This window comes from Halobacillus kuroshimensis DSM 18393, from assembly GCF_000425705.1.
Taxonomy (GTDB): Bacteria; Bacillota; Bacilli; order Bacillales; family Halobacillaceae; genus Halobacillus; species Halobacillus kuroshimensis.
This window is the reverse complement of record NZ_AUDY01000012.1, coordinates 161,386-186,315: the sequence shown is the minus strand read 5'-3', so window position 1 is coordinate 186,315 and position 24,930 is coordinate 161,386. Positions and strand designations below refer to the sequence as shown.

Genomic DNA, 24,930 nt, shown 5'->3' with positions numbered 1-24,930 from the left:
AATCCCGCATCCTTTATTGGATGCGGGATTTTTTTAATGATTCGTTTCAAAACAGGTGATTATCAATTTTACACGATTCACTAAAAAAGAATAGCTGAAGCCGCGTAGATGAGTAAAGTCGCCATCACGACCCGGAAAATCCGGTCATAGCGGTGCCAGACATTTTTTAACAAGGAGCCAAACATCGACCAAAGCAGCAGTGCTGTCCACCCCAGGACAATCGTGACGGCAATATAGAAGATCATTATGGATACAGACTGTGCAGCCGGCATAATGAATACACTCATCACCGTCAGGAAGAACAGAATGCTTTTCACATTAATCAATTGAAAAAGAAGTCCTGTATAGAAGGAGGACTCCAGCTCTGACGCTTGACTGCTGCCGGCTTTAGGAAATCCGATCTTCCAGGCTAAATAGAAAAGATAGAGAGCGCCGGCCGCTTTGAAGTACGGCTCAATGACTGGAATCCACTGATAGAGACCAGCGGTAAACAACCCGCTGACGATCCCAAGCAGCGCAAAACCTGTTAAGATCCCACTATTAAACTTCCAGGCTCCTTTAAACCCGTATCGACGTGCCTCATTCATCATCAATAAATTACTCGGTCCGGGCGTCACCGATGTAATGATGATATAAGATAAAAAGGCAGCTATATTCATAAACTCACTCCTTGATTTACGTGCAGATGATTCTATTGTAGAGTGAGAATAGTTATAAATAAAATTGAAATAAAAGAATCCACGATCATTTTTTTCGATAACAGGAAGGAGTCTGTCATGGAAATCAGGCATCTCGTCACTTTTCAAGCGATATTGGAAACAGGCAGTTATACCGGAGCCGCCGTGAACCTCGGCTATACACAATCCACTCTTACCGCACACATCCAGGCACTTGAAAGCGAAATCGGTGGTCCGTTGTTCACGTACGTTGAACGAAAGCTTCAGCTGACTCCGCTGGGCCGGGAGCTGATCCCACTTGCCGAAGACCTGCTCTCCACCCGTGATCAAATCCGGAATATGAAGCACAGCAAAAAGATGAGCGGCACCTTGACCATAGCGGCCCCGGAATCGCTGACCATTTCCATGCTCGGTCCCATCCTTCAGGACTACTCGCTCCAGTATCCGGAGGTGAAGCTTGTCGTCACCAACGGCACATGCGGCGAAAACCAGAGTGATGTTCTCAGCGGCCGCGTAGATATTGCTTTCATGATTTACCCGGATTTCCAGCAGGAGAAATGCCTCCATTATTCTTTAGGGCTGGAGGACATTGTGCTTGTCACCCATCCCGACGGCCCGGATCACTTTAGTGAAATAAAGCAGATGAAGCCTGTTTATCTAACCAATGAGAAGGGATGCAGTTACCGGATGATGTATGAGAAGCATCTGATGAAACAGGGTCTGGAGTTTCCCACGATGGAATTATGGAGCATTGAAGCCATCAAACAGATGGTGATGAGCGGCCTCGGCTTTGCAGCTCTTCCCAGTCGGACGGTTCAGCAGGAAATCAAAAACGGCCGGGTGAAAAAAGTCGCCCATGAGGAATCCTTTTCACCTCTGTATTCCCATATGCTGATTCGAAACAAGAAATGGCTGTCTCCAGCCGTCGAAGCCTTTTTGAACACTGTTATGTCGAAGATTACTGAGGTTGAAAAAATGTAATTATTTTCTTTCTTCCAATAAAAAAAGGAAACCGCCGATGCGGTTTCCCAAGGCTGTCGATAAAAATAGCGACAGCTTTTTTTAGTTCCGAAAAGAACATCATGGTCCCTTTTCGTTTAATTAGGCAGTGGTGCCTGTGGAGAAATGAAGCCGCGCTCCACGAGTTCCTGCCAGAATGCTTCTGGAATGTCGCGCTGGATCATATCAAGATCCTCTTTAATACGTTCCGGACGTGTGGACCCGGGAATGACGGATTTCACAGCCGGATGGGCGGTAGAAAACTGCAGGGCCGCCGCTTTCAGATGAACGCCATGCTTATCACCGATTTCCTTCAACTGATTCACACGACCGATGATGTCAGCGCCCGCTTTTTCATAGTTAAAGTGGTCCCCGCCGAACAAGGCACCGGAGTTGTAAGGGCCGCCGACGACGATATCAATGCCTTTTTCCTCCGCCGTCTTCATCATACGCTCAAGCGCACGATCGTGCTGAAGAAGGGTATACTGGATGGCTGACAGGTTGATGTCCGGACGGTTTTCCTCAAGCTCCATCGCAATCTCGATCGGCTCGGTCGTATTCACGCCAAGGCCCCAGCCTTTAATGATACCTTTTTCACGCATCTCGGACAGCACACGGAAAGCTCCTGTGCGCGCTTCTTCGAACTTGGAAATCCATTCGTCCCCGTGAAAGTCCGGTGATAAATCGTGCACATAGACGATATCGAGGCGGTCCGTCTTCAGACGTTCCAGGCTCTGTTCAATCGATTTTCTCGTTGCCTCTGCGGAATAGTCCGTGATGACTTTGTTGTTACGCCCATGCGCAAACAACCCATCTTTGTCTTCTTCCTCCTGCGTCATGTAGCGGCCGACCTTCGTACTTATCACGTACTCATCACGGTCATATTGGGACAAGACATCCCCAAGACGGCTTTCCGCCAGACCCGCGCCGTAAAAAGGTGCTGTATCAAAATAGCGCACACCCTGATTCCAGGCAGTCTGAATCGTTTCCCGTGCTTCTTCCTCCGGGACATTGCGGAACATGTTCCCAAGTGGCGCGGTTCCAAGACCTACTCTATGTTTTAATGCGTTTTCCAACGTTTTCATAATGAAGATTCCTCCTTTAGAAGACTATATTTCTATATCCGTTCCTATCTTATTTCAAACAAACCTTCAAGAGCAAAGGTTTCCACTTGAGGCGGAAGAGGTATAGATAAAAAAAGGATGGTGAAATGGAGGAGAACACCGTGACGACCTGCATCCAGTGTAAGCAGCGATGGAGCTTTCGTGCAGCGTTCAGACAGCAGCCACTCCTGCTGCAGGAGAGAAAGGCTGCCTGTCCCCACTGCGCTTTTGAACAATACGTGAGACTGGACGATTCCGTTTTTCTGCTCTTCATTTTTCTTCCTATCGTCCTCGTAATCTTGAAAATCACATTCGGGCTGCCCGGATCGTTTTACGGATTCGGAGCCGCCGCGGGATTCATCTCCCTCTCTCTATTGACTCCGTTTCTGACTTAAGCAAGGGCATGGAAAGAACCCTCCCCATGGGAAGGATTCCGAAGAAGGAAAGCCTGAAAAAGCAGCCGACGGAAAGCGTCCAGCTGCTTTTTTGACTTAATGACCAGCCTGCCACGGCCGGGCTGTTGTTTGGCGCTGCGGGCGCGAAGCTGGAAGATCCTCACGCCTTACGGTCCGCGGCTCCATGCCGTTTTCGATCCGCTGCTTGACGCGGCTGTCCATCCTGGACGTCATCGGCGGCTTGAAGACCCGCTTCGAAACGCCCTGACAATCCGGACAGGAGGCCTCCCTCCTGCTTTCCTTCATGCCGGTCATCCAGATTGTGAATTCTCCGCACGCTTCACATAAAAAAGAAAAATGGGCCAACATGCATCCGCTCCTCTACTTCGGCAGAATATCTTTTGTGAAAATTTCCTTCGGCAGGGCAAGTGTACAGCAGGAGTTCGGTATATCGACGACGCCGGCCAGATGCCCCTGCACAGGTGCCGTTCCAAGCAGCATGTAAGCCTGTTCACCCGTGAATCCGAATGTTTTCAAAAACTCGATAGCGTTCAAGCAGGCATTGCGATAAGCCGTATTGGCGTCCAAATACGTCTGCTTCCCGGAAAACTCGTTGACGGACACGCCCTCAAAGACGAGGAATTCGTTATAGTGTGGCATCACGGGACCGGGGCGGAACGCCGGATTTCTCTTAATCTGGTATTTGTTCATGCCGTCCTTAATAACTTCGACCTTCAAATCGATCCATCCAGGCATCTCTATTCCGCCGCAGAAGGTGATTTCTCCGTCTCCCTGAGAGAAGTGCAGATCACCAACAGACAGCTTTGCCCCGTCCACAAAGACAGGAAAATAGATTTTCGAACCCTTAGAGAGGTTTTTAATGTCGCAGTTTCCTCCGTTTTCACGCGGGGGAACTGTCCGTGCCCCTTCCCTGGCCACACGGTCAAAATCGGCTCCCTTCAGACTGCCTGCAACGGCATTCTCCTTAGTCGGCAGGTTGGCGAGCGGAGGAACGCGGTCCGGATCCTGGCTGACAAGCTCCTCTTCTCTTCTGTTCCATTCATCCAGCATCTCCTGAGACGGGGCTACACCGATCAGCCCCGGGTGGATGATGCCGGCAAATTTGACGTTCGGTACGTGGCGGGAGGTGGCGTAAATCCCTTCAAAATCCCAGATTGACTTAGCGGCTTCCGGATAGTGATCCGTCAAAAAGCTGCCGCCGTTTTCCTTGGCAAAAATCCCGTTAAAGCCCCACTCATGGGAGGAAAACGTGCCGATATCGAGAATATCGACGACTAATAAATCTCCCGGCTCCACGCTATTGACGTGGACCGGCCCACTAAGTACATGCACCCGGTCGAGATGGACGTCCCTGATATCTGAAGGGTCATCATTGTTCTTAATCTGTCCGTCCGTCCAGTCGAGGCATTCCATACGGAACGATTCTCCGGGATTGACGGAAAAGACAGCGGGAATATCCGGGTGCCAGCGATTATGTCCTACAACGTCCTGTTCATCCATACGCTTGTTCAAATCGACTTGAAAGATCTGTTTCGTCATCGACTCATCCTCTCTTCATAGATCGGTTCGAGCGCCAGTGACTTCCGGAAATAGGACATACACCTCCCCTATACCACAAATTATTACACCTCTTCCCCTGCTCCAGGAAAGTTAAACGGAAGATTTTGTAACAAATGACCTGTTGATCTGCTTTAAAGCTTGTAATAATCCCTTACAAGCCTCTCCAGTTTTATTTTTTCCAGGTAATGGGCCGGTGCAAGAAACGTCACCGTGACCACACCAGGGTGCCGGCCGATATCGACCGAGCCGGTAATCGTGGAGCGGTTCATCACTTCAGGAACATCGATCCCAAAAGCCCTGGCTGCCCGCTCCATGCCATTCGTCGTCGCTTCATTCAAATCCGCCCCTGTCCCGATGAAGGAAACTGGGTAGGAGTCCTCCAGCTGTTCCACCTGCCATTTTTCAGCTAACTTCATAGCCTGCTGTTTTTCTTTTTCTGTGAAAGGCTTCGCGAGGTAAGGCAGGTCTTCCTCCACCGGAAGCAGCACCGGACCCTCCAGATTTACACCTTTCAACACATCGACCTTCAAGCTGACGATACCGGAAACATCTGTCGTGTGGCCGGCAATTTCGCCGTTGCCCTGCATCGCATGCATATCCCCCACATACACACCTCCACCTTCGACCTTTACGGGGCAGATGATGACAGCCCCTTCACGGACACGATTGATGTCCATATGTCCGTCTGTCCTCTCCTCGAGTTCTTCAGCCGTTAAGCCGAAATCGTGCGGGGCATCAATCAAAAATTGTCCAAAGTCACCGGCATTGTGAGAATCCGGAATCGGCCGGGAAGGTGTAGTTCCAAGCTGTCCTAAAAATGGACGCAGACGGGCCACGGCCCCGATGAGATCATGGGGAGCGAACGTCACGACCGGGTTTTGGATGGATTCCTCTGGTGTCCGCATGTAACCCTTGGCATCGCGGGCCACTTTTTCAGCGGCTTCCCGGTGGAGCGTGAGTCCGAGTCCTTTCTGTTCATCAAAAGCAATCGTGTACGCATTCGTAAATACAAAGGGGGTGACGTCTTCTCCACAAACTTGACAGCGGACCGCCTGCTGGCCGATTCCTTCGATATACGTATCCGGATTTTTCGTTCCGCAGCTCGGGCATCGGCCATCGACGAAGGGGTCGCCTGTGAACCTTCCTTCCACCGGCTGATCATTGCCGGAGGCTGTGGCGATTGACGTCACTTCTATCGATTGGATATGAATGACAACGGCGTCCCCCACCTCAGCCCCTTCGACATACACAGGCTTCGTCACTTCATGCCCGCCCTTTAGGGCGGGCGTAATCATCGGCCCCCAGCACCCCGGTGTTGTATTGGCGATAATATGTCCGCCGTCCTTCACTTTATATTCCATAGCTTTACCGGGATCCAGCACTCCGTCTGTAAAGGTATTCACATACACCGTCTGTTTCGCTTCCACATGATCTCCTCCTTTTCTAAAATTGTAAAAGTATTCTGATATTTTTACAATAAAAGTGACTTTTCTACATACAAAAAAGCCCTTCATCCGAAAAAGATGAAGGGCTTTCGTTTTTATTCAACTGCTGAGGCGGTCACCTCTTCTCAATTCAGTACGAGCTTTTTTTCCGTCAGTCCGAGCGCTTCGCCTGTCTCGGCATGGATTTTCTCAACGAGAGACGGGTCGTTTTGAAGGGATGTGCCGTAGCTCGGAATCATTTCCTTCAGCTTCGGCTCCCACTGGGCGAACTGGTCCGGGAAGCAGCGCTGCAGCACGTCAATCATGACATGGACAGCGGTGGATGCCCCCGGGGATGCACCAAGCAGGCAGGCGACGGTTCCATCGGCGGAACTGACGACTTCTGTACCGAACTGAAGCGTTCCTTTGCCGCCATCCTCGGTATCCTTGATCACCTGCACGCGCTGACCGGCAACGACAAGCTCCCAGTCTTCACTTTTCGCATCGGGAACGAATTCCCTCAATGCTTCCATCCGCTGCTCCTTGGACTGGAGCACCTGCTGGATCAAATACTTCGTCAAGGCCATTTCCTTCATACCGGCAGCCAGCATCGTCATGACGTTATTGGCATTGACCGATGTCAGCAGGTCCATATTGGAGCCCGTTTTCAGGAATTTCGGTGAAAAACCGGCGAACGGTCCGAAAAGAAGGGTCTTCTTATCACCGATGTAGCGGGTATCAAGGTGCGGCACACTCATCGGCGGTGCCCCGACCGGTGCTTTGCCGTACACTTTGGCGTGGTGCTTTTCTGCGACCTCCGGTTTGTTGCAGACGAGGAACTGTCCACTGACAGGAAAACCTCCGATACCTTTGCCTTCTGGAATGCCGGATTTCTGAAGCAGATGGAGACTGCCTCCTCCTCCTCCGATGAAGACGAACTTCGTTAAATAGCGGGTTGTCTCCCCGTTGGCATTTTTTACCTTCACACTCCACGTCCCCCCGCTCGTCTGCTCGAGGTTTTCGACGCTGTGGTTGTAGTTCATCGTTACGTTCTGATGCTCCAGGTGGTCGAACATTTTGCGTGTGAGGGCGCCGAAATTCACATCCGTACCGGCATCAACTTTCGTTGCGGCTGCAGGCTCTTCCGACGTGCGCTCCTGCATAATCAACGGCATCCATTTTTTCAAGGTTTCCGGATCATCAGAAAACTTCATATCTTTGAAAAGTGGGTTCTGCTCCATCGTTTCATGGCGTTTTTTCAAAAACTTGATGTTCTCGATTCCGTATACGAGACTCATGTGCGGAAGCGGCCGGATGAAGTCCTCCGGCTTTTCTATACGGCGGTTGTTCACGAGATAGGACCAGAACTGCTTGGAAACTTGAAACTGTTCATTGATTTTTACGGCTTTCGTCATATCAATCGAGCCGTCCGGCTTTTCGCTTGTGTAATTCAATTCACAAAGGGCGGCGTGTCCAGTGCCTGCGTTATTCCATTCGTTTGAGCTTTCCTCACCTGTGCGGCCGAGCTTTTCAAACACGGTCACCTTCCAGTCCGGGGCAAGCTCGTGGAGCAGCGACCCAAGTGTCGCGCTCATGATTCCAGCGCCAATCAAGATCACGTCTGTTTCGATTGCTCTGTTGCTCATGTTTACCATCCTTATAACTATGATTTTGCAGAAAAACCACCGCCGGATGCAGCCGCTTTTCTGTTAAGATATACTCGTTATCTCTATGATAACGCTTTATAGATGGAAAAGTCACGATAATCTAAAAATTCCCCACACGAATAATGTAAGAAAAACCGCCTCAATCCGTGACGATTCGGACGAGCATACCCGGAAAATTTTTCATTCCTTCCTTATTCTTCTTATAACCTGTCCGGTTTATTCCAAAACGAATGGATGCCTTTTCCATTCATAAACTGTGAGATGATCGTCCAGGTATGGTCTTTTCTTTTTGCAGCTTTGTTTTGAAAGTATAATAAGAACATAACGCAAGAATCATACAACCCAAAAACAATTGACTATAAATTAAACCTTCCCCTGTTGCGGAGAAGGGATTGCGTTGAAAACTTACATATTCAGCCTGAAGCAGCCTCCCGAATAACGCACTGCTGAAGGCTCCAGCTAAAAAATTTGATAAATGAAACAAACCAAACCCTGTTCCATTCTGCTCTTCGGAGAGATAAGTGCTGATCAAGTCTGCTGTTGAACTTTGAAGAAGAGGAAAACTTAGATAAGCTGTAAACAACCCAAATGATAAGAGGACTATTCCGTTCCCTGATGTTATACACAGTAAAAAGGTACCAAGGACCATGATCAGAATGCCAAGCTTAAACACCGGCGCCCCACCTCTATGACTGATCATTTCCCCTGTCCATTTTCCCAGAATGCCTGAGATAAAGGCACCGGGGAAAAGGACCAGTCCAATAGATAAGGTGGATAACCCGTAAAGATCCCTCAACATGAGTGGAATAAGGAACGTTATCCCCATAATAATGGTTGTCGTAGTGAAGCTGACCAGCATGATTAATGCATAAGGTCTGATCGTTAAAATCGCAGGATCAATAAAGGGTTGGTCTATCCTCTTCATTCTGCTGACCAGTATAGGGAAACAGGCAAATGCGGTCACCAGTAATATCCAGTTGGAATTTGTGATGAAAAATAAAAGGCCCGTCACCACTATCCCTACAAGGACAGCTCCCACAATGTCTACTCTGCCTTCTTTTTTCAGTTCATAAGGAAGCCATTTTCTAAAGAGAGGAATGAAAAGAATAGGAATGACCGAGACCAGAAAAATATACCTCCAATGAAAGACACCCCCGATAACGCCTCCTACCAAAGGCCCGATTCCCGATGCAAAAGCTATAGTGGAAGCAAGATAACCAAACATTCTCCCTCGCTCCTCAGGAAAAAAACGAGCGGGAATAATAAAAGATAAGGAGGGGATTGATGAAGCGCCTATGGCTTGAAGAATTCGTGCAAAAATAAGTGTCACCATATTTGTAGAAAACACACCCAGCAAAGCTCCAAGAGAAAAAAAGGTAATCCCCGCCGTATAGAGGGAGCGTATTGAATAAAGATCCGCCAATTTCCCATAAACTAAAGTACCTAAAGCAAATACGATGATAAAACTCGTCACCACCCAGCTCACTTCCGCTGTAGAAATGTGAAAATCTGCGGCTATATCCGGCAGCGCAACATTAAACATGGTACCGTTCATCACAGCAAAAGCGAGGAGAGTACAAGTCAAAACCACCATCTTTTTATTAGTTGATGAGGAATCCGTGCTGCTTCGTTGTTTTTTCATAAACATTCTCCTTTAGTGTGAGTGAAGATGGACAGCAGCTCAAAAAAGCGACAAGAAAGCTCAGCAGATTCCATTCTGAATTGCTTTTTTGAGCTGCTCCTATAAAATTAAAGTATCCACCTACTGCACACTCAAGGAGAAAATAATGAATAAACAAAGATTATCAACTGGAGAAATCGCAAAGCTGTGCCAGATAAACAAAAAAACACTGTTTTATTACGATCAGATTGATTTACTCAAGCCTGCCGTCATAGAAAGTAATGGATACCGATACTATACAGCTGACCAAATCGATCTATTGAGTAAAATCAAAGCACTGCAAAGCGTAGGATTTACATTGTTAGAGATCAAAAAGCAGCTCTCTGCCCATGATATTTCGAGCGGGATCGCCACGCTTCACCAACAAAAGGGTAAGATCAGGGAAAAAATCAATGAATTAGTAAGAACAGAAAATCACCTATATCAAAAAATTATGGAGTTAGAACATTACGATACTACAGGGAACCATCGTGTATTTTTGCAGGACTATGATGAAGAGTACCTCTATCTTGATCAAACCACATCAACGGAAGGATCAATGACGAACTTTTTATTGGATGGTTATCACTTCGGGATGATCCTGAATGTATCAAGCTCAAGTGAAGAAATTGAGATGAGGAAATATCAAAAAGTGGATCATTGTACGAAAGGAAATGATCGAAAAGAGAAAGGGACGTATGCCGGAGTTTATTTTACTGCGCAAGATCATAATATTCTTTCAAATGCCGTCAAAGCCATGTCAATGCTTCATAACCATGGGCATCAGTTGTGTGGTCCGTTCTTTTTACAAGACGTCGCTGCAGACTTTGTTAAATTTGAAAATGGGCAGCTCCCCTTTTTGATGACCATAAAAGTAGAGGAAGTTTAAGGCTTTATAGATGGATTCAGGACACTATGTAGCTTATAGCCATCTTCCTGTAAAAAAAGCCCTCCCATTAACATGGGAGGGCTTTTATAACTGGTTCTTTGTTACATAAATAGAAGCGTAAGACCGGGAGCGATGATGGAGACGATCACAGCACTCAGCACCATCGCCACCGTGCTGATCGATCCTTCCAGCGTATCGCGCTCCATCGAAGCGGATGTGCCGATGGCGTGGGAGGCGCTGCCCATGCCCACACCACGGCCGATCCGGTGGGTCAGACCGCTCACTTTCAACACGAACGGGTGAATCAAAAGGCCGCCAATGCCGGCAATCATAACGAATACGGCTGTGAGCGGCATGACCCCGCCCGTCGATTCTGAAATCGACATCGCAACAGGCGTCGTTACCGATTTTGGCACAATCGAATGGATGATCAGGTCACTGAATCCTGCCCATTTGCTGAGCAGCAGTCCGGAAACGATTCCAACAACTGCACCAATTACCGTTCCTGTCATAATCGGAACGAACATCTTTTTCAAAATATCCCGGAACTGATAAAGCGGGTAGGCGAGTGCAACGACCGCAGGCCCGAGCAGCCGGTCAATCCATTTTCCGCCGGTCATATACGTTTCATACGGCAGATGAAAGACTAATAGAATGATGACAATCAAAGCAGTGGAAACGATGACGGGTGTTGTGTACAGCCGCCTGTGTCTGCGGTAGACGAACAGGGTCGCCAGGTAAATGGCAATCGTCAACACCATCATCAAAAGAGCGGTACTCATGCCTCCTCCCTCCTTTTGACAAGCATCTGTGTCACCCGTCCGGAGACGGCCATGACAAGCGCTGTACTGAAGAGGCCTATGACGATGAGCAGCATCCCTTTCCCTTTAAAGACGTGGGCATAGCTGATAATTCCGACGGTCGCTGGTATGAAAAAGAACGGCAGATGGCGGATCATAAAGGCGACGCCCTGCTGAAGCAGCCACTCCGGAATTATTTTTAAAGATAGAAGCACAAACAGCAGCAGCATGCCGATCACACTGCCCGGAATGAACAAGCCGAGCGCCTGCTGGATCCATGACCCGGCAAGATAGATCCCGTAAAGACCGGCAACCTGCAACATGACAATAAAAACTCTATTCAACGTACATCCTTCTTTCCCATGGTTAGAATCTTTCATCATGATAACACTATTTCAGGAAAAACAGGCGGCCAACCATGGAAGAAAGACCTCAGGACTTGTTTTTATTCATCTCCGTAAACGCACGCTGGACAACGAACCGGACGATGAATCCTGCTGCCAGTCCGGTACCCATCACGACAAAAATGTTTTCCGAGAAAGACATCCCGGCGAGCACCCCAATAAACAGCGCTGTTCCTATCGCAAGTCCGAAAATGATCTGCTGCGTTTTATTCAAACTCCATCCCTCCCTCACACGTGTTACTAACGGTTTCCCTTATTTGGAAAAAACCACACACGTATGCTCTACTAGAGAGAGCACGGATACATAAAGGAGGCGGAAGCTCCCATGAAGACAATCGCTTCTATCATTGTTTTTTTCTTCTACTTCTCTGTTTTATGGAAAATCACAGGGGAGATCTGGGAACGAGTGGTGCCTTTAACTTGGAAAACGAACCTGATTGCCCTTCTGGTGGTTCCTATACTGATTATGGCCGCCTATCTATTTTCATCGTTGACGATAAAATGGACTGTGAACGGGCGAAATTGAAATCCATTGATCGAAGCAAAACCGTTATGGAAAGAGCTGGATTTTAATCGATTGAAACGTAAGGTTGAATGTGCGGGATCAACCATAAATAATGAGCAGGGGGGATCATTTAGCAGAGGAGTGGTTTGAACGTGGTTTTTATAAAGTATGGCTTATTTCTTTTGATAGGTGCTTTTGCTCATTACACCTTGGTGATGATGTATACCCAATGGATCATGTTACAAAGATTAGACATAGCAGGATCTGCAGGCCCGCTGGAAGCAGAAGTTTTCCCTGGATTCTCCTTGATTTTCAAAGTAGAAATTGGAATTGCAATGGTGTTGATCGCATTAGGCATCTACCAGATCATCAAAGAAAATCGATAGTTACACAGCATAGTGGTGTATAAGTGTAAGGAGCTGTCTATCGTGGGCAGCTCCTTTGGCTGTAGAAAAAGCCTGTGTTAACCAGTTAGAGTTGGCCATTTGTCGTGTGGAGGGTCACGTTCCGCTTATCGGTGGATGCTTGCCGCGGGCACTCCCTCAGCTAACTTGATCAGGAAGGCCGCCTGCCCAAGTGGATCTTCGGCCCGTGCTGTTCCCGCAGGCATCACCACCGAACGCTCCTGGCGGCAAGAAAGAAAAAAGCTTGTAGAGAAACCTCTAAAGCCAAAAGGCCGTCCCATGCAGGAACGGCCTTTCTGTTATTTCTCCGCTAAAAATTCACGCATCAACCGGTTCACTTCCTCCGGTTTTTCAAGATGCGGCGCATGGCCGACACCTGGGAAGCGGTGGATGGTGAGATCAGACAGGTAGTTTTCCATCCCGTCGAGGTTGCTGTTTTCAAAAGCGGCGTCTGCATCACCCCAGAACTGGAGCACCGGTTGATCAAACTGTTCATAAGGCAGCTGTACCGGCTGCTTCACATGATCTTCAAACGGATAGAACGAGATGGCGCGGTAATAATGAAGCATCGCCTTCATAGCGCCGGGCTGCTTCCAAGCCTCTATGTACTTCTCGACCTCCGCCTCGGTCATCGCCCCTTTTGCCACGAGTGGATCAAACAGCATCTTGCGCAGTTTCTCTCCATCGTTGGCTAACAGACGCTCGTGGGAATCCGGGCGCTGGAAATAACCCATATAGCTTGAGGCCTCTCGCTGCGCCGGGTTTTCAGCCAGCTCACGGCGGAATGTGTACGGGTGCGGCGCATCAAACATGATCAGTCTGCTGATGTATCCCGGACTTGTGTAGGCAAGTGTCCATGCGACCGCTCCGCCCCAGTCATGGCCGACGAGAATGCATTCCTTTTCCCCAAACGCTTCAATCAGCTTTTTCACATCATCCACGAGGATCGACATGTCATAGGAAGCCATATCCTCCGGTTTGTCCGACAGGTTGTAGCCACGCATATCGACAGCTACCACTTTATAATCCTTGGAGAATTCTTCGATCTGATGGTGCCAGTTGTACCAGAAGTAAGGAAAGCCGTGCAGAAACAGCATGAGCTCCCCCTCTCCGGCTGTAACATAGTGCAGGTCCACGTCATTGATGGTGACGTAATCTTCTTTCCACATCGCTATCCACCCTTTCTGAACATTCTATCATCGAGACACATTACGCCTCTTGGATGAATTTCACAAACGAGAAGGCAGCGGATTTGGAAAAATAGGAATTAAAACCCAAGAAAAAAGGACTGTGTATGACCAGTCCTTCAGGCTCCTCTTTTCCCTTGTCTAGATTCCTGATAAAGCAGAAACAAAAAGTATGGGGCTCCAATCAGGGAAATGACGATGCCGGCTGGGATTTCCAGCGGCTGCAGCACACTGCGGCCGATCGTATCCGCCAACAGGAGAAGAAAACTTCCGACGAGGGCCGCTCCAGGCAGAACATAGCGGTGCTGCAGGCCGACAAGCTGCCTCGTAATATGGGGGCTGATGAGACCGACGAAGCCGATCATCCCAACAGCTGACACGCTGACACCCGTCAGCAGGGTGCTCAATCCGAGCAGGAGCATCTTCATTTTTTCCACGGACACGCCAAGGCCCATCGCGATTTGTCCGCCGAGCTTCAAGGAGTCCAGCGTTTTTGTAAACAACAGCAGGACTATAACGATGCCGAATGTGATTGGTGCAAGCGTCAGCACTTGATCCCATGTGCGACCGAACAGGCTTCCGTTAAGCCAGAGCAGGGACGTCTGGGCGTTGGCGTCGAGCTTCAATAGACTAAGCTCGACGCCGGAGCTGCAGAGGGCGCTGACCGAGACGCCGACAAGGGCGAGCCGGACTGGATTGGCTCCGTCTTTATAAGCCAAGGCATAGACGATAAATGCGGCAGCTGCTCCCCCGATGAAGGCCGCTAAACTCACAGACGTGATCGACATAGACGGAAGAAGGCTCGCTGTAACAAGTGCTGTCACCGCCGCTCCTCCGGAAACTCCGAGCGTATCGGGGGCCGCCAGTGAGTTATTCAATATCGTCTGCATGATCACACCGGCTACAGCCAGAGACCCACCCACCAGCACAGCAAGAACGATCCGCGGTGCCCGATAGTTGAACACGATATATCGAAGATCTGCGTCTCCCTGTCCAATCAGCATCTGCACGATTTCCAAAGGCGGGATAAAAACATCACCGATTCCGACGTTGATGATGGCGAGGATCAAGACAGCTGTAGTCGTAACGGTAAGAATAAAAGATGGATGACGTCTCAGCATACATGGGTTTCCTTTCTAACGTTGAGTCTTTCGGGCGAGATAAATAAAATAAGGAGCACCAATCAAGGCTGTAACGATTCCGACCGGTGTTTCAGACGGGAAGGAAATAAACCGCGACCCTACATCGGCCAGGACGAGAAGAGCTGCTCCGATCAGGGCACTTGCCGGAAGAACCAGCGCATGCCGGGGCCCGACAAGGTAACGGACGATGTGCGGAACGATCAGCCCGACAAATCCGATCGGTCCTGTAAAAGCTACGGACGCTCCTGCCAGCACGACGACGAGGAGGGTAACAGCAGTTTTCTGAAGGCGTACCTGCTGTCCAAGACCGCGGGCGACATCCTCTCCCAGTGACATCACGGACAAGGCTTTTGACATGATGACTGCCGTAATCAGACCAAGGAGCGTCAACGGAAGAAGAATCCTCACATCCTCCCAAGTGGAACCCGCGACGGTCCCTGTGAGCCAGACGAGTATCTGGTGGATCGACTCTTCATTGAACAGCATCAACGACTGTGTCCCGGAGGCGAACAGCGACTGGATGACGACACCGACGAGGGCTATTTTCACAAGCATCCGCCCGCCCTGAAGAATAGCACTCATCAGGAAAATGACACCGGCAGCGAGCGCTCCACCTAAAAAGCCGGCACCGACAAGAGATAGTCCTGTCAGAGACGGCATGAAAAGGATGCCGGCGACCACGAAAAACGATGCACCGGCATTAATACCGAGGACACTCGGAGAGGCCAGCGGGTTCTGAGTGAGACTCTGGACAAGCGCCCCGGCGACGGCCATGTTGGCTCCTACAAGAACAGCGGTGATCAGTCGCGGAAGACGCACATCGTATAAGACGAGTGCTTCATTCGTTGAGCCACCTTCCTGCAGGAAGCGAACAAGCTCTTCGGTTTTAAAGGAGAAGGCGCCGATCTTCAAGGAAAACCAGGCCCCCGCCAGCAATAGTAAAAAAGATGTTCCATATACAAGCATGAGTTTCCGGGCACGCATATACTCACCTACGGTTTAAAAATTTCAATGCGGTCACTTCTGGGACGCAATTATTTCCTTCAGTTGGTCCATCTGCTCGTTGACTGCTGGAATACTGCGGCGGCGGGACCAATCATTGTGGTCCAGCTCAAAGACACGGTCTTCCTTCACGGCTGTCAGCTGGTTCCACAGCTTATCATCCTTCAGTTGTTCCTTCACGGAAGGATCATCTTCGTTCTTCGTCAAAAGAAGCGTGTCCGGATCTATTTTCAAAAGCTGTTCAATAGTCAGATCCTCAGAAGTCTCCTCTTCGTTCTGGAGCGCATAATTCAGTCCGGCTTCCTCCATGAAGCTCGGCATAAAGAAGGAGGATGTCGGAGCTCCGAAGATATTGCTTTCCGTATACTGCGCCTGCAGGACAGTTCCTTCCACACCCTCGAGGATTTCCTGCAAATCATTGAGCATCGTCTGGTGCTCATCGAGAAGCACTTCCGTTTCATCTTCACGATCCAGCGCTTTCCCAATCGTTTCTGTAGCCGTTAACACATCCTGATAATCGGCTGTATCGTTCACGACGGCCACGGTTGGTGCAATCGCGCTCAGTTCTTCGTAAATGGCCTCATGGCGGTCCACATCCGCAATAATCACATCCGGCTGAAGCGTACGGATCAGTTCCAAGCTGGGCTCAGAGCGCGCGCCTACAGATTTGTAGCCTTCAATGACTTCCATCGTTGATGCGGCAATCCGTTCCGGGCGGTCATCATCCGCAACCCCGACAGGTTTTATCCCCAGTGCAGCGACCGTTTCTGTCACTCCAAGCTCCAGAGTGACGACATCTTCAGCGTTTTCAGGTACAGTCGTCGTACCAAGCTCATGCTGAACCTCGATTCCTTCTGTTTCTTCTGATGCAGCAGATTCTTCATCCTGCTGGGAGCAGGCAGCTGCCACGACAAGGATGAGAACGATCCCAAACCACTTCAACCACGATTTCATATAACTTCCTCCTTATGTAAACTGATAATGATTATCAATGTTACACCAACTGCTCTGGATTATGCAATATAAAAAAAGCAGGAGGGCTCACATGAGGCGCCCTTCCCGCTTATCCTTATACATCTTCTGATCGGCTGACGTATACAGTTCTTCCATCGACATGCCCTCTTCATAACAGGACCATCCATAGCTGAACTGAAGGTTTCGGATGAACGGATCCTCGTACGTCTTCAGCCGGGCAGACATCTCCTTCACGTAATCCCTGACCGGACGCCCCTCATCATGAAGCACGATCACGAACTCATCGCCTCCGATTCGTGCCGGCAGCCCATGGTTTTTGAACGTTTTCTCCAGCACCCTCGCAAACTCGAGGAGCACCTGGTCGCCCTGCTGGTGGCCGAAATGGTCATTGATTTCCTTAAAATGGTCGAGATCGATGAGAATGATCCCGAAAGGCCGGCGGATTTCGATCATATGATTGAGGTAGATTTCATAGCTCTGCCGGTTGTACAGTTTGGTGAGGAAATCCTGTTCTGACGTCGTCGATTCCAAAAACGTATAGGCGACGAGAATTCCAAGTACAATCGAGGTCCACGAAAAGTACAGCTTGGAATCGAACAGCTGGACAACCATGCCGGCAATCGGCAGCGCGAAGAAAACCGTGAAAATCCAGTACGTCGAGCGGCTGACTCTTGGTTTGTTTTTAATCAATAACCGGAACATGGAGATGTAAATGCCCGCAAGGATGAGGTAGTGAAATTCTTTGAGCGGTCCGCTGCTGAAACCGTTGACGACAGGGTCCACATCAAAGTAAACAGGGTAAAATACATTGATCAGGAGAACAACGAACGTGAAGATGGTCATGTGCTGATAAAACAGCTTCTTATACACACGCGAAGGGGCTTTGAAGAGATGATAATCGACATACGAAAGCATCAGACCACCGAGGACAGGGCCGATGAGAAACAAGCCGAAGTTCGTCCAGTACTCCAGCAGATACGCTCCGAAAAAAAGCTTCCGGTCGAAGATCCACGTCAGCGGTTCAAGGATGACAGCCGCGGCAGTCGCGGCCATAATCATCCGGAGCAGGCGTTTTCCGAAACTTTCCACCTTGGATTTCGTTCTCATTATGACATACAGGACAGCCAGACAAAGAAGCGCAAATACGTTCAACTGGAACTGTACAAAATAGTCCATCACCCTGCTCCTCTTTTTCTATGCCTTTCGTGGTGCTTTCCGCCTATTTTTCTATATCATACTCCGAAAATTCAGACTCGTCAAAGCATTATAATGAACAAAAAGGTTAAAAAAACACCCTCCTGTATTAGGAAGGTGTCTGGTTTATTTATACTGCTTACGTCTCACCCACATCGTTGCCGCCCACTTTTCTCCTTCAATCACCGGCGATCCACCGTGAAGCGTCCGTTCATTGAGCTCCATATCATTGTAGAAATATTCAAAGTAGACCGCCATCCCTTTTTGCGGGGATACCGATAGATTCATATGCGGAAAATACGTCTCTCCGCCTTCCTCAACATCGTTCAAGTAAATCACGAGCGTTGAAATGCGCGGGTTGGCCGCCGCTCTTGAGCTGGCACGGAAATAATCATAGTGGGCCTTATATTCCTGGCCCGGTTTATAGTTCAACATGTGAAGTCCTTCTCCATGTTCGACGGGTACATTCATGATCTGCGCAATCCGCTTCTCGACTCGTGCCTTCACATCGTCTTCCGGAATAAATGTGCTGCTGCTCGTCCGGATCTCGCTCACATCACGGCTGGAGCCGATTTTGGAACGATCCATCCGGTCCTTCGACAGCTGGATGAGGTTCTCGCATTCTTCATCACTGACCACATTTCCCAGAATGACGATTTTCGGATCCTCCATCTTCGCAATCACAGAAATCTCGCGGTCGTCGGTTACAATTCGGTTTCCCGTATGATCGAAAATAGATACTTCTTTCACTTGCAAATTCACGTGTGCTTCACCTTTTCTCCATAATGATGAAACGCTTTCAAAATAGCGTTCTTACCTGAATAGATTTTCAGGATATGAGAAATATTCTACCATCTTCTTACTTAAATTTCCTTAATTTTTCAAAAGAAAGTCAAAACGGGTCCAAATGCCTTCCCTGTACATGTCCATTCACCCTCGCTCCAAGTCGCTCCTTTATGTTTGATACAGCCAGACTGTGGGAAACTACCTTTCATATGCAGAAGCTTGCCGTATATAAAAGCTGATAGAGTAAGGATTTATTGATGAGGAGTGATGAGAATGACAGATAGAAAATTAGTAATGATCACAGGATCTACATCAGGGCTCGGTTTTGAACTGGCTAAATTATTTGCGAATGATGGCTATGACGTGGCTATGTCCGGGTCCAGTGAAACCATCTATCAATCCGCAGAGGAAATTGAAGAATTAGGAGTGGAAGCTTATCCATTCCAGGCGGATGCATCGACGTATGATGGGGTGGAGGCTTTCTGGCAGTTTGTGAAAAACAAGGGAAGAAACCTGGATGCGGCTGTTCTCAATGTCGGCATCGGCATGGGAGGCTCCTTCTTGGAAAATGATCTACAAGAAGAGTTGAAGCTCATCGACATCAATGTTTCGGGAACCGTCCATATGGCTAAGCGCGTCGTTCAGCATATGGTTCCGAATCAAGCAGGCGACATCATGATCGTTTCTTCGGTATCGGCGACACTGCCTACCCCTTACGAAACGGTCTACGGTCCATCCAAAGCATTCGGATTCATGTTTGCCGAAGCATTAAGAGAAGAGCTGAAAGAAACCGGCGTCAATGTGACCGCCATGCTTCCTGGTGCCACAAACACAAGCTTCCACCACAATGCCGGTATGGATTCTACGTACTTCGGAGACGAGAACAACAAAAATGATAAAGAACTAGTCGCCAAGCAGGGATATGAAGCACTAAAAAACAAAGTGGATCAAGTCGTCGGTGGAGATGAAGCGACGAAAAAAGAAGCCGAGGAAAATAAACGCACAGCTGAAGATGTTCTGGCAGCCAAGCATGCGGAAAAAGCGAAGCCTCAACAGTGATACTTCTTCCAGTATTATAGAGTAAAAAGGGATGACCTTCTGTTTAAACAGAGGGTCATCCCTTTTTCTCACTCCTCACCTTCAGCAGGATTAGAGAATACGTTTCTATTATCCTCTCAAAGCCAGCTGAATCATCAGCTCAAGCCCTGTCGGAATGGTATCTTCATCCACATCAAACTTTGGATGGTGATGGGGATACGCACTCTTCTCCCCTTCCATCCCGACATTAATGAAAGCTCCGGTTTTCTCCTTCAAGTAATAGCCGAAGTCTTCCGCTCCCATCGTCGGTTCGACCTCTGTGAACACATCGTCTCCGAACGTCGACTGGATGATGTCGCGGGCCGTAGCACAGGCTTCCGGATGGTTGTACACCGGCGGCGTGCCTTCGATGTAATGGTAGTGGCCGACAGCGCCGAAGCTGTCGCTGATTTTTTCTGTCAGCTCGACCGTCCGCTTGTACATCAGCTCCTGACCTTCAAAGCTGAGTGCACGGATCGTCCCTTTCAGTGTCACCTGATCGGGGATAACATTATAGGAATTTCCCGATTCCATCTTGCCGAACGAAATGACGCCCGGGTGAAAAGGATTCAGGTTCCGGCTGATGATCGACTGAAAGCTCTGGATCAAGTGTGTCGCAACATAAATCGGATCGACCGTATCCTGCGGAATGCCGCCGTGGCCGCCGTTTCCTTCGATGACGATGTCAAAATCGTCACTGGAAGCCATCGAAAAGCCTTCCGCAAAGCCGACTTTCCCCAATGCTACATTGGACATGTAGTGCAGGCCGTAGATGGCATCCACGCCTTGGAGCACTCCGTCTTTGACGAGCTGCTGGGCACCACTCGGCGATTCCTCCTCGGAGCTTTGGAAAATGAGCACAATATTGTTTTTCACAAGCTCCGGATGCTCACTCATCCACTTCGCTGCTCCAAGCAGTGTCGCCGTGTGGGCATCGTGACCGCAGGCGTGCATCACGCCGGGAACGGTGGAAGAGAACGGCTTTTCCACCTGCTCGTGAACCGGCAGGGCGTCCATGTCGGCTCTCAAGGCCACCGTCCGGCTCCCTTCGGTTCCTTTGAAGAACGCCACGACGTTCGGTGCTGTGAAGCCGTCAAGCAGGGGAATGCCGAACTCCTCAAGAAGCTCCTTCACATAGGCGGCGGTGTTGTGTTCTTGCCCGGAAAGCTCCGGATGTTTATGGAAATGACGGCGCTGTTCGACCGTCCATTGGCTCAATTCAGCTGTCGTATGTGTCATGATATCTTCCTCCCGTTAATAAGACTGATCAGAATGGACCGTACTGGATGACGTGGGCGATGAATAAAAATACAAGCGCGAGTCCCACTTCAATAAGGATGAATGGGAAGACCCATTTCGCCCACTTCGTATAAGGAATCCCCGCCATCGCAAGGCCGGCAATCAAGACGCCGGAGGTCGGGAAGATCGTATTGGAAATCCCGTCCCCGAGCTGGAAAGCGAGAACAGCTGTCTGCCTCGTTACTCCAACAAGGTCGGCGAGCGGCGCCATGATCGGCATCGTAAGCGCCGCCTGCCCGCTTCCGGATGGGATCAGGAAATTCAAGAACAGCTGGACGAAAAACATGCCGGCTGCGTTGAATACCGGAGGCAGCTGGTTCAATACGGAAGATGCAAAATAAAGGACCGAATCCATCAGCAGTCCTTCCTGGAAGACAACGAGAATCGCCTGAGCGAACCCGATGATTAAGGCTCCTGTCATCACTTTCTTCGCCCCGTCCATCAAGCTGTCGGCCATTTCGTTCGGCTTCAATTTTCCGATTGCCCCCACGATGATCCCGAACAACAGGAATAAAGCAGCGATTTCCGTAATGTACCAGCCAAGCTCAAGTACGCCGTAAATCAGCACGACGAAGTTCAATAGGAAAATGGTCAAAATCACTTTGTGCCGCGTTTCAAGCTTCGCCGGCCCGGCCATTTTCGGCTTGTTCTCCGAAAACGTCCCCATGTAGCGGAGCTCCGGATTTTTCTTCACTTTTCTCGCATAGCGGTAAATATAAAGCACGGCAGCTACGTAAAAGGTGGCCAGCAGCACGAGACGCAGCCCCATCCCGGAAAACACCGGCAGTTCTGCGACACTCTGGGCCACACCGACGTTGAACGGATTGGTCAAGGCACTCATAAAGCCGATGTTCGCCCCCAGGGCGACCACCGCATAACCGACGATCGCATCAAATCCGAGCGACATCGCCAGCGGCACGATGATGGCTATGTATATGATGGTCTCCTCTGCAAGCCCCATCAAAGAACCCATTACCGCAAACAAAAGCGTCAGTACCGGAATCAAAAGCAGTTCCTTGTCGCCAAGCTTCTTCGTCAGCGTATGGATCAACGCATCAAGCGCTCCTGTCGCACTTAAGATCCCGAAAGATCCTCCGACGATCAATACGAAAAAGATGATGCCCGCGCTATTGACGAGCCCTGTATGAACGCTTGTGAAAATTTCAAAAAATCCGACCGGCGACTGGTCAGTGAATTGGAATGAATCGGGTACGACGACAGTACGGCCGTCCTGGTCGACCCTTTCATACTCTCCTGCCGGTACGATGTACGTCAAGATGGCGGCCAGGACGATCACAGAGAAAATCAGTACAAAAGCATTGATGTTGATGCCTTTGTTCTCCTGTTTCTGCTGTGGCTCCCGGGCGGTCTGTTTTTCATTCTGTAACATGTTGTGCTCCCCCTCTTTTTCTATCCAAACAAAAAAGCAGCGAGGACCCGCTGCTGAACCATACTCATTTCCTCTATACATATTGAATTCACGCTTCGCTTGTATCCTACCACTGAGTGTCTGGCTGTCTGTTTGTCCTGATGTGTGAATCTATGAATTTTTATTCATATTATTGTATTTCACATTCATAGATTTTGCAAGCCCCTTTTCCCAATCGATGGCAGAAAAAATGAAGATCCTTCCAAAAGAAGGCGGAAGCAGATGAGACGGCTGTGGTACACTACAACTAAAAAAGGAAGCAAGGAGGACGGCTGATGATCCATATTCTCGTCGTCGACGACGATCCGCATATTCAGCAGCTGATCACCATGTACATAAAAAACGAAGGGTACGAAGCGCTGACCGCTGATGATGGCGAGCAGGCGCTTGACGTGCTCGGCTCCACCGCCGTCGACCTCGCTGTCATCGACGTGATGATGCCGAACATGGACGGCTATGAGCTGTGCACAGAAATCCGCCGTTTCTATGAAATCCCGGTTCTTATGGTGACAGCAAAGGGCGAAGTCCAGGATAAAGTGAAAGGATTCGAACTCGGGACCGACGATTACATCGTGAAGCCGTTCGAGCCCGTGGAGCTGATGATGCGGATCAAAGCCCTGCTGCGACGCTACCACATCCGTGCCTCCCAAACCATTGAAGCCGGCAATGTCACGCTCAACGAAACGAACAAAACGATCACCATCAACGGAGAGAGTGAACTGTGGCCGCTGAAGGAATTCGAGCTGCTGTATACCCTCGCGTCCTATCCGGAGCAGATTTTCACCCGCAACCAGCTGATAGAGCGGATATGGGGATTCGAGTACGAGGGCGATGACCGCACCGTTGACGTTCATATCAAACGGATCCGCGACAAACTGAAGAAAAAAGGCGCCCGCATATCCGTGAAGACGATCCGCGGTGTCGGCTACCGGATGGAGGAGGTCACGTCTTGAAAAGCTTGTATGCTCAAATTGTCGTTACATTCATCGCTGCCATCGTCATCGGGCTCGTCATCACGTTTTCGATTTCCGGACGGCTCCACGCCCTGCAGGTGGCAGAGAAACTGGAAACCCAGATGGTGAATATCGGGAAGGAGTTCATCGAGCTGTATAAAAAAGAGCCCGACACCGATGCCGACCTCTATCTCGACGCTATGAGCTCGGGCAGTTTTGAAGTGTTGCTGTTTAAGGACGATGCGGAGGAAAGCCTTTATTACGAGGAAGGACAGGACTGGGATATCGATCAGGCCGACGTCGAGCGCGTTCTGAACGGCGACGTCCACAATGAGTACCTTCTTCCTCCACGGATCAACATCGGACTCCCTTTTGAAAAGGACGGCAGCTCCTACGCGTTGTTCCTACGGCCGGATTTTGAATTCTTTTTCGAAGGCTTCCGTCAGATCGTCCTAATCCTTTTCCTGACCGTTCTATTGATTGGAAGCTTCGTATTCATTCTTTCGACACGCTGGATTGTCAGACCGATCAAAGCGATGACGGAAACGGCTGGCGAGCTTGCCAAAGGCAACTTCGATGTCCAAGTGGAGACAAAGCGGAAGGATGAGCTCGGCAGCCTGGCCCACAGCTTCAATCAGATGGCCCACGGCCTCGGTGAACTGGACGGCATGCGCCAGCAGTTCGTTTCCAACGTCTCGCATGAAATCCAGTCACCGCTCACATCCATCCAAGGCTTTGCCCGGGCTTTGAAGGATGGCGTTGTTACGGACGAGGAAAGCAGGCAGGCCTACTACGACATCATCGAAAAGGAAAGCCGCCGTCTGTCAGTCCTCAGTCACAATTTATTGAAGCTTGCCACTCTCGACAGCGACCACCCGCCGTATGAGCCATCCTTCTACAAGCTGGATGAACAGCTCCGCCGGGTGCTCGCCCACATGGAGCCGCAGTGGTCGGATAAAAAAATCACCATCGACGCAGATCTTGAGGATTGCAGCCTTTATGGAGATGCCGACCAGCTCGAGCAGGTGTGGGTGAACATCCTCAGCAACGCTATCCGCCATACACAGACGGAAGGGACGATTGCCGTCCGTTTGAAGGCCGATGAAGATGGTGCGGAAGTGACCATCATAGATGACGGTGAAGGCATGAGCCCCGAGGATCAGCAGCGGATTTTCGAGCGTTTTTACAAAGCGGACAAATCAAGGACGAGAAAACAAGGCGGAAGCGGCCTCGGCTTATCGATCGCCGAAAGAATCGTCCAGCTTCACGACGGAACCATCCAAGTGACGAGCCGTCCCGGAGAGGGCGCAGCTTTCACTATCCATCTCCCCCGCCGCTGAAAAAATTTTGGTTGTTCATATTCAGTTCATACAACGGT

The 24,930-nt window shown here is 49.6% G+C and carries 26 protein-coding genes; 8 read left to right on the top strand and 18 right to left on the bottom strand.

Annotation, left to right across the window (positions count from 1 at the left end):
- Positions 1-80: 80 nt before the first annotated feature.
- Complete coding sequence (locus H615_RS0115520; RefSeq protein WP_027956003.1) at positions 81-659, bottom strand: LysE family translocator; 579 nt, start codon at positions 657-659, stop codon at positions 81-83.
- 117 nt (positions 660-776) lie between these two features.
- On the opposite strand from H615_RS0115520, the gene H615_RS0115515 reads away from it, so the two are divergent.
- Positions 777-1,658 (top strand): LysR family transcriptional regulator, encoded by an 882-nt coding sequence (locus tag H615_RS0115515; protein ID WP_027956002.1) that lies wholly within the window; start codon positions 777-779, stop codon positions 1,656-1,658.
- 116 nt (positions 1,659-1,774) lie between these two features.
- On the opposite strand, the gene H615_RS0115510 is transcribed toward H615_RS0115515, so the two are convergent.
- Positions 1,775-2,761 carry an aldo/keto reductase gene (locus H615_RS0115510; RefSeq protein WP_027956001.1) on the bottom strand — a complete coding sequence of 329 codons (987 nt, stop codon included), beginning with the start codon at positions 2,759-2,761 and terminating at the stop codon, positions 1,775-1,777.
- Between the two features lie 125 nt (positions 2,762-2,886).
- On the opposite strand from H615_RS0115510, the gene H615_RS0115505 reads away from it, so the two are divergent.
- A complete protein-coding gene (locus tag H615_RS0115505; RefSeq protein ID WP_027956000.1) occupies positions 2,887-3,174 on the top strand; it encodes a hypothetical protein in 288 nt (95 codons plus the stop codon).
- 96 nt (positions 3,175-3,270) lie between these two features.
- Here H615_RS0115505 and H615_RS0115495 read toward each other — a convergent pair whose 3' ends face one another.
- The 5 genes from H615_RS0115495 to H615_RS21480 form a co-directional block, all read right to left on the bottom strand.
- On the bottom strand, positions 3,271-3,543 hold the full coding sequence (locus H615_RS0115495) for a hypothetical protein (RefSeq protein ID WP_051254736.1): 273 nt from the start codon (positions 3,541-3,543) through the stop codon (positions 3,271-3,273).
- 12 nt (positions 3,544-3,555) lie between these two features.
- The gene (fmdA, locus tag H615_RS0115490; protein ID WP_027955998.1) at positions 3,556-4,734 is read right to left on the bottom strand and encodes a formamidase; all 1,179 of its coding nucleotides are present in this window, start codon (positions 4,732-4,734) and stop codon (positions 3,556-3,558) included.
- Between the two features lie 152 nt (positions 4,735-4,886).
- The gene (locus H615_RS0115485) at positions 4,887-6,182 is read right to left on the bottom strand and encodes an acetamidase/formamidase family protein (protein WP_027955997.1); all 1,296 of its coding nucleotides are present in this window, start codon (positions 6,180-6,182) and stop codon (positions 4,887-4,889) included.
- A 143-nt stretch (positions 6,183-6,325) separates the two neighbouring features.
- Entirely contained in the window at positions 6,326-7,849 is a 1,524-nt protein-coding gene (locus H615_RS0115480) for a malate:quinone oxidoreductase (protein ID WP_342341477.1), read from the bottom strand.
- A 244-nt stretch (positions 7,850-8,093) separates the two neighbouring features.
- Positions 8,094-9,488 carry an MFS transporter gene (locus tag H615_RS21480; protein WP_051254735.1) on the bottom strand — a complete coding sequence of 465 codons (1,395 nt, stop codon included), beginning with the start codon at positions 9,486-9,488 and terminating at the stop codon, positions 8,094-8,096.
- A 145-nt stretch (positions 9,489-9,633) separates the two neighbouring features.
- On the opposite strand from H615_RS21480, the gene H615_RS21865 reads away from it, so the two are divergent.
- Positions 9,634-10,395 carry a MerR family transcriptional regulator gene (locus H615_RS21865; RefSeq protein WP_051254734.1) on the top strand — a complete coding sequence of 254 codons (762 nt, stop codon included), beginning with the start codon at positions 9,634-9,636 and terminating at the stop codon, positions 10,393-10,395.
- 101 nt (positions 10,396-10,496) lie between these two features.
- Here H615_RS21865 and H615_RS0115460 read toward each other — a convergent pair whose 3' ends face one another.
- The 3 genes from H615_RS0115460 to H615_RS0115450 all read right to left on the bottom strand — a co-directional run bounded on the left by H615_RS0115460 (position 10,497) and on the right by H615_RS0115450 (position 11,813).
- Positions 10,497-11,177, bottom strand: a complete 681-nt coding sequence (locus tag H615_RS0115460; protein WP_027955995.1) for an LrgB family protein — start codon at positions 11,175-11,177, stop codon at positions 10,497-10,499.
- Complete coding sequence (locus tag H615_RS0115455; protein WP_027955994.1) at positions 11,174-11,539, bottom strand: CidA/LrgA family protein; 366 nt, start codon at positions 11,537-11,539, stop codon at positions 11,174-11,176. The genes H615_RS0115460 and H615_RS0115455 overlap by 4 nt, the downstream gene beginning before the upstream one ends.
- A gap of 88 nt (positions 11,540-11,627) precedes the next feature.
- Positions 11,628-11,813 (bottom strand): hypothetical protein, encoded by a 186-nt coding sequence (locus tag H615_RS0115450; protein WP_027955993.1) that lies wholly within the window; start codon positions 11,811-11,813, stop codon positions 11,628-11,630.
- A gap of 111 nt (positions 11,814-11,924) precedes the next feature.
- Here H615_RS0115450 and H615_RS0115445 point away from each other — a divergent pair, with 111 nt between their 5' ends.
- Entirely contained in the window at positions 11,925-12,125 is a 201-nt protein-coding gene (locus H615_RS0115445) for a hypothetical protein (RefSeq protein ID WP_027955992.1), read from the top strand.
- Between the two features lie 131 nt (positions 12,126-12,256).
- Positions 12,257-12,490 carry a hypothetical protein gene (locus H615_RS0115440; protein ID WP_027955991.1) on the top strand — a complete coding sequence of 78 codons (234 nt, stop codon included), beginning with the start codon at positions 12,257-12,259 and terminating at the stop codon, positions 12,488-12,490.
- Between the two features lie 317 nt (positions 12,491-12,807).
- On the opposite strand, the gene H615_RS0115430 is transcribed toward H615_RS0115440, so the two are convergent.
- The 6 genes from H615_RS0115430 to H615_RS0115405 form a co-directional block, all read right to left on the bottom strand.
- Positions 12,808-13,677, bottom strand: coding sequence for an alpha/beta fold hydrolase (locus H615_RS0115430; RefSeq protein WP_035532403.1), 870 nt, complete (start codon positions 13,675-13,677; stop codon positions 12,808-12,810).
- A 137-nt stretch (positions 13,678-13,814) separates the two neighbouring features.
- The gene (locus H615_RS0115425) at positions 13,815-14,816 is read right to left on the bottom strand and encodes a FecCD family ABC transporter permease (protein WP_027955989.1); all 1,002 of its coding nucleotides are present in this window, start codon (positions 14,814-14,816) and stop codon (positions 13,815-13,817) included.
- A gap of 15 nt (positions 14,817-14,831) precedes the next feature.
- Entirely contained in the window at positions 14,832-15,821 is a 990-nt protein-coding gene (locus tag H615_RS0115420) for a FecCD family ABC transporter permease (protein WP_027955988.1), read from the bottom strand.
- A gap of 33 nt (positions 15,822-15,854) precedes the next feature.
- Positions 15,855-16,793: an ABC transporter substrate-binding protein gene (locus H615_RS0115415; protein WP_027955987.1), complete on the bottom strand. Its 939-nt coding sequence runs from the start codon at positions 16,791-16,793 to the stop codon at positions 15,855-15,857.
- An 87-nt stretch (positions 16,794-16,880) separates the two neighbouring features.
- Complete coding sequence (locus H615_RS0115410) at positions 16,881-17,990, bottom strand: GGDEF domain-containing protein (protein ID WP_027955986.1); 1,110 nt, start codon at positions 17,988-17,990, stop codon at positions 16,881-16,883.
- A gap of 144 nt (positions 17,991-18,134) precedes the next feature.
- On the bottom strand, positions 18,135-18,770 hold the full coding sequence (locus tag H615_RS0115405) for a 2OG-Fe(II) oxygenase (RefSeq protein WP_027955985.1): 636 nt from the start codon (positions 18,768-18,770) through the stop codon (positions 18,135-18,137).
- A 297-nt stretch (positions 18,771-19,067) separates the two neighbouring features.
- Here H615_RS0115405 and H615_RS0115400 point away from each other — a divergent pair, with 297 nt between their 5' ends.
- Positions 19,068-19,853: an SDR family NAD(P)-dependent oxidoreductase gene (locus H615_RS0115400; protein WP_206934754.1), complete on the top strand. Its 786-nt coding sequence runs from the start codon at positions 19,068-19,070 to the stop codon at positions 19,851-19,853.
- Positions 19,854-19,961: 108 nt separating this feature from the next.
- Here H615_RS0115400 and H615_RS0115395 read toward each other — a convergent pair whose 3' ends face one another.
- A complete protein-coding gene (locus tag H615_RS0115395; RefSeq protein WP_027955983.1) occupies positions 19,962-21,110 on the bottom strand; it encodes a M20 metallopeptidase family protein in 1,149 nt (382 codons plus the stop codon).
- 28 nt (positions 21,111-21,138) lie between these two features.
- On the bottom strand, positions 21,139-22,560 hold the full coding sequence (locus H615_RS0115390) for a YfcC family protein (protein ID WP_027955982.1): 1,422 nt from the start codon (positions 22,558-22,560) through the stop codon (positions 21,139-21,141).
- A gap of 314 nt (positions 22,561-22,874) precedes the next feature.
- Here H615_RS0115390 and H615_RS0115385 point away from each other — a divergent pair, with 314 nt between their 5' ends.
- Positions 22,875-23,552 (top strand): response regulator transcription factor, encoded by a 678-nt coding sequence (locus H615_RS0115385; RefSeq protein ID WP_027955981.1) that lies wholly within the window; start codon positions 22,875-22,877, stop codon positions 23,550-23,552.
- Entirely contained in the window at positions 23,549-24,892 is a 1,344-nt protein-coding gene (locus H615_RS0115380) for a sensor histidine kinase (RefSeq protein WP_027955980.1), read from the top strand. Before H615_RS0115385 ends, H615_RS0115380 begins: the two co-directional genes overlap by 4 nt.
- Positions 24,893-24,930: the final 38 nt, after the last annotated feature.

Excerpts from the sequence above, each read along its gene's own strand:
- H615_RS0115520 (WP_027956003.1), bottom strand. The coding sequence starts at position 659 with ATGAATATAGCTGCCTTTTTATCTTATATCATCATTACATCGGTGACG.
- H615_RS0115515 (WP_027956002.1), top strand. The coding sequence starts at position 777 with ATGGAAATCAGGCATCTCGTCACTTTTCAAGCGATATTGGAAACAGGC.
- H615_RS0115510 (WP_027956001.1), bottom strand. The coding sequence starts at position 2,761 with ATGAAAACGTTGGAAAACGCATTAAAACATAGAGTAGGTCTTGGAACC.
- H615_RS0115505 (WP_027956000.1), top strand. The coding sequence starts at position 2,887 with ATGGAGGAGAACACCGTGACGACCTGCATCCAGTGTAAGCAGCGATGG.
- H615_RS0115495 (WP_051254736.1), bottom strand. The coding sequence starts at position 3,543 with ATGTTGGCCCATTTTTCTTTTTTATGTGAAGCGTGCGGAGAATTCACA.
- fmdA (WP_027955998.1), bottom strand. The coding sequence starts at position 4,734 with ATGACGAAACAGATCTTTCAAGTCGATTTGAACAAGCGTATGGATGAA.
- H615_RS21480 (WP_051254735.1), bottom strand. The coding sequence starts at position 9,488 with ATGAAAAAACAACGAAGCAGCACGGATTCCTCATCAACTAATAAAAAG.
- H615_RS21865 (WP_051254734.1), top strand. The coding sequence starts at position 9,634 with ATGAATAAACAAAGATTATCAACTGGAGAAATCGCAAAGCTGTGCCAG.
- H615_RS0115460 (WP_027955995.1), bottom strand. The coding sequence starts at position 11,177 with ATGAGTACCGCTCTTTTGATGATGGTGTTGACGATTGCCATTTACCTG.
- H615_RS0115445 (WP_027955992.1), top strand. The coding sequence starts at position 11,925 with ATGAAGACAATCGCTTCTATCATTGTTTTTTTCTTCTACTTCTCTGTT.
- H615_RS0115430 (WP_035532403.1), bottom strand. The coding sequence starts at position 13,677 with ATGTGGAAAGAAGATTACGTCACCATCAATGACGTGGACCTGCACTAT.
- H615_RS0115425 (WP_027955989.1), bottom strand. The coding sequence starts at position 14,816 with ATGCTGAGACGTCATCCATCTTTTATTCTTACCGTTACGACTACAGCT.
- H615_RS0115420 (WP_027955988.1), bottom strand. The coding sequence starts at position 15,821 with ATGCGTGCCCGGAAACTCATGCTTGTATATGGAACATCTTTTTTACTA.
- H615_RS0115415 (WP_027955987.1), bottom strand. The coding sequence starts at position 16,793 with ATGAAATCGTGGTTGAAGTGGTTTGGGATCGTTCTCATCCTTGTCGTG.
- H615_RS0115410 (WP_027955986.1), bottom strand. The coding sequence starts at position 17,990 with ATGGACTATTTTGTACAGTTCCAGTTGAACGTATTTGCGCTTCTTTGT.
- H615_RS0115400 (WP_206934754.1), top strand. The coding sequence starts at position 19,068 with ATGACAGATAGAAAATTAGTAATGATCACAGGATCTACATCAGGGCTC.
- H615_RS0115395 (WP_027955983.1), bottom strand. The coding sequence starts at position 21,110 with ATGACACATACGACAGCTGAATTGAGCCAATGGACGGTCGAACAGCGC.
- H615_RS0115390 (WP_027955982.1), bottom strand. The coding sequence starts at position 22,560 with ATGTTACAGAATGAAAAACAGACCGCCCGGGAGCCACAGCAGAAACAG.
- H615_RS0115385 (WP_027955981.1), top strand. The coding sequence starts at position 22,875 with ATGATCCATATTCTCGTCGTCGACGACGATCCGCATATTCAGCAGCTG.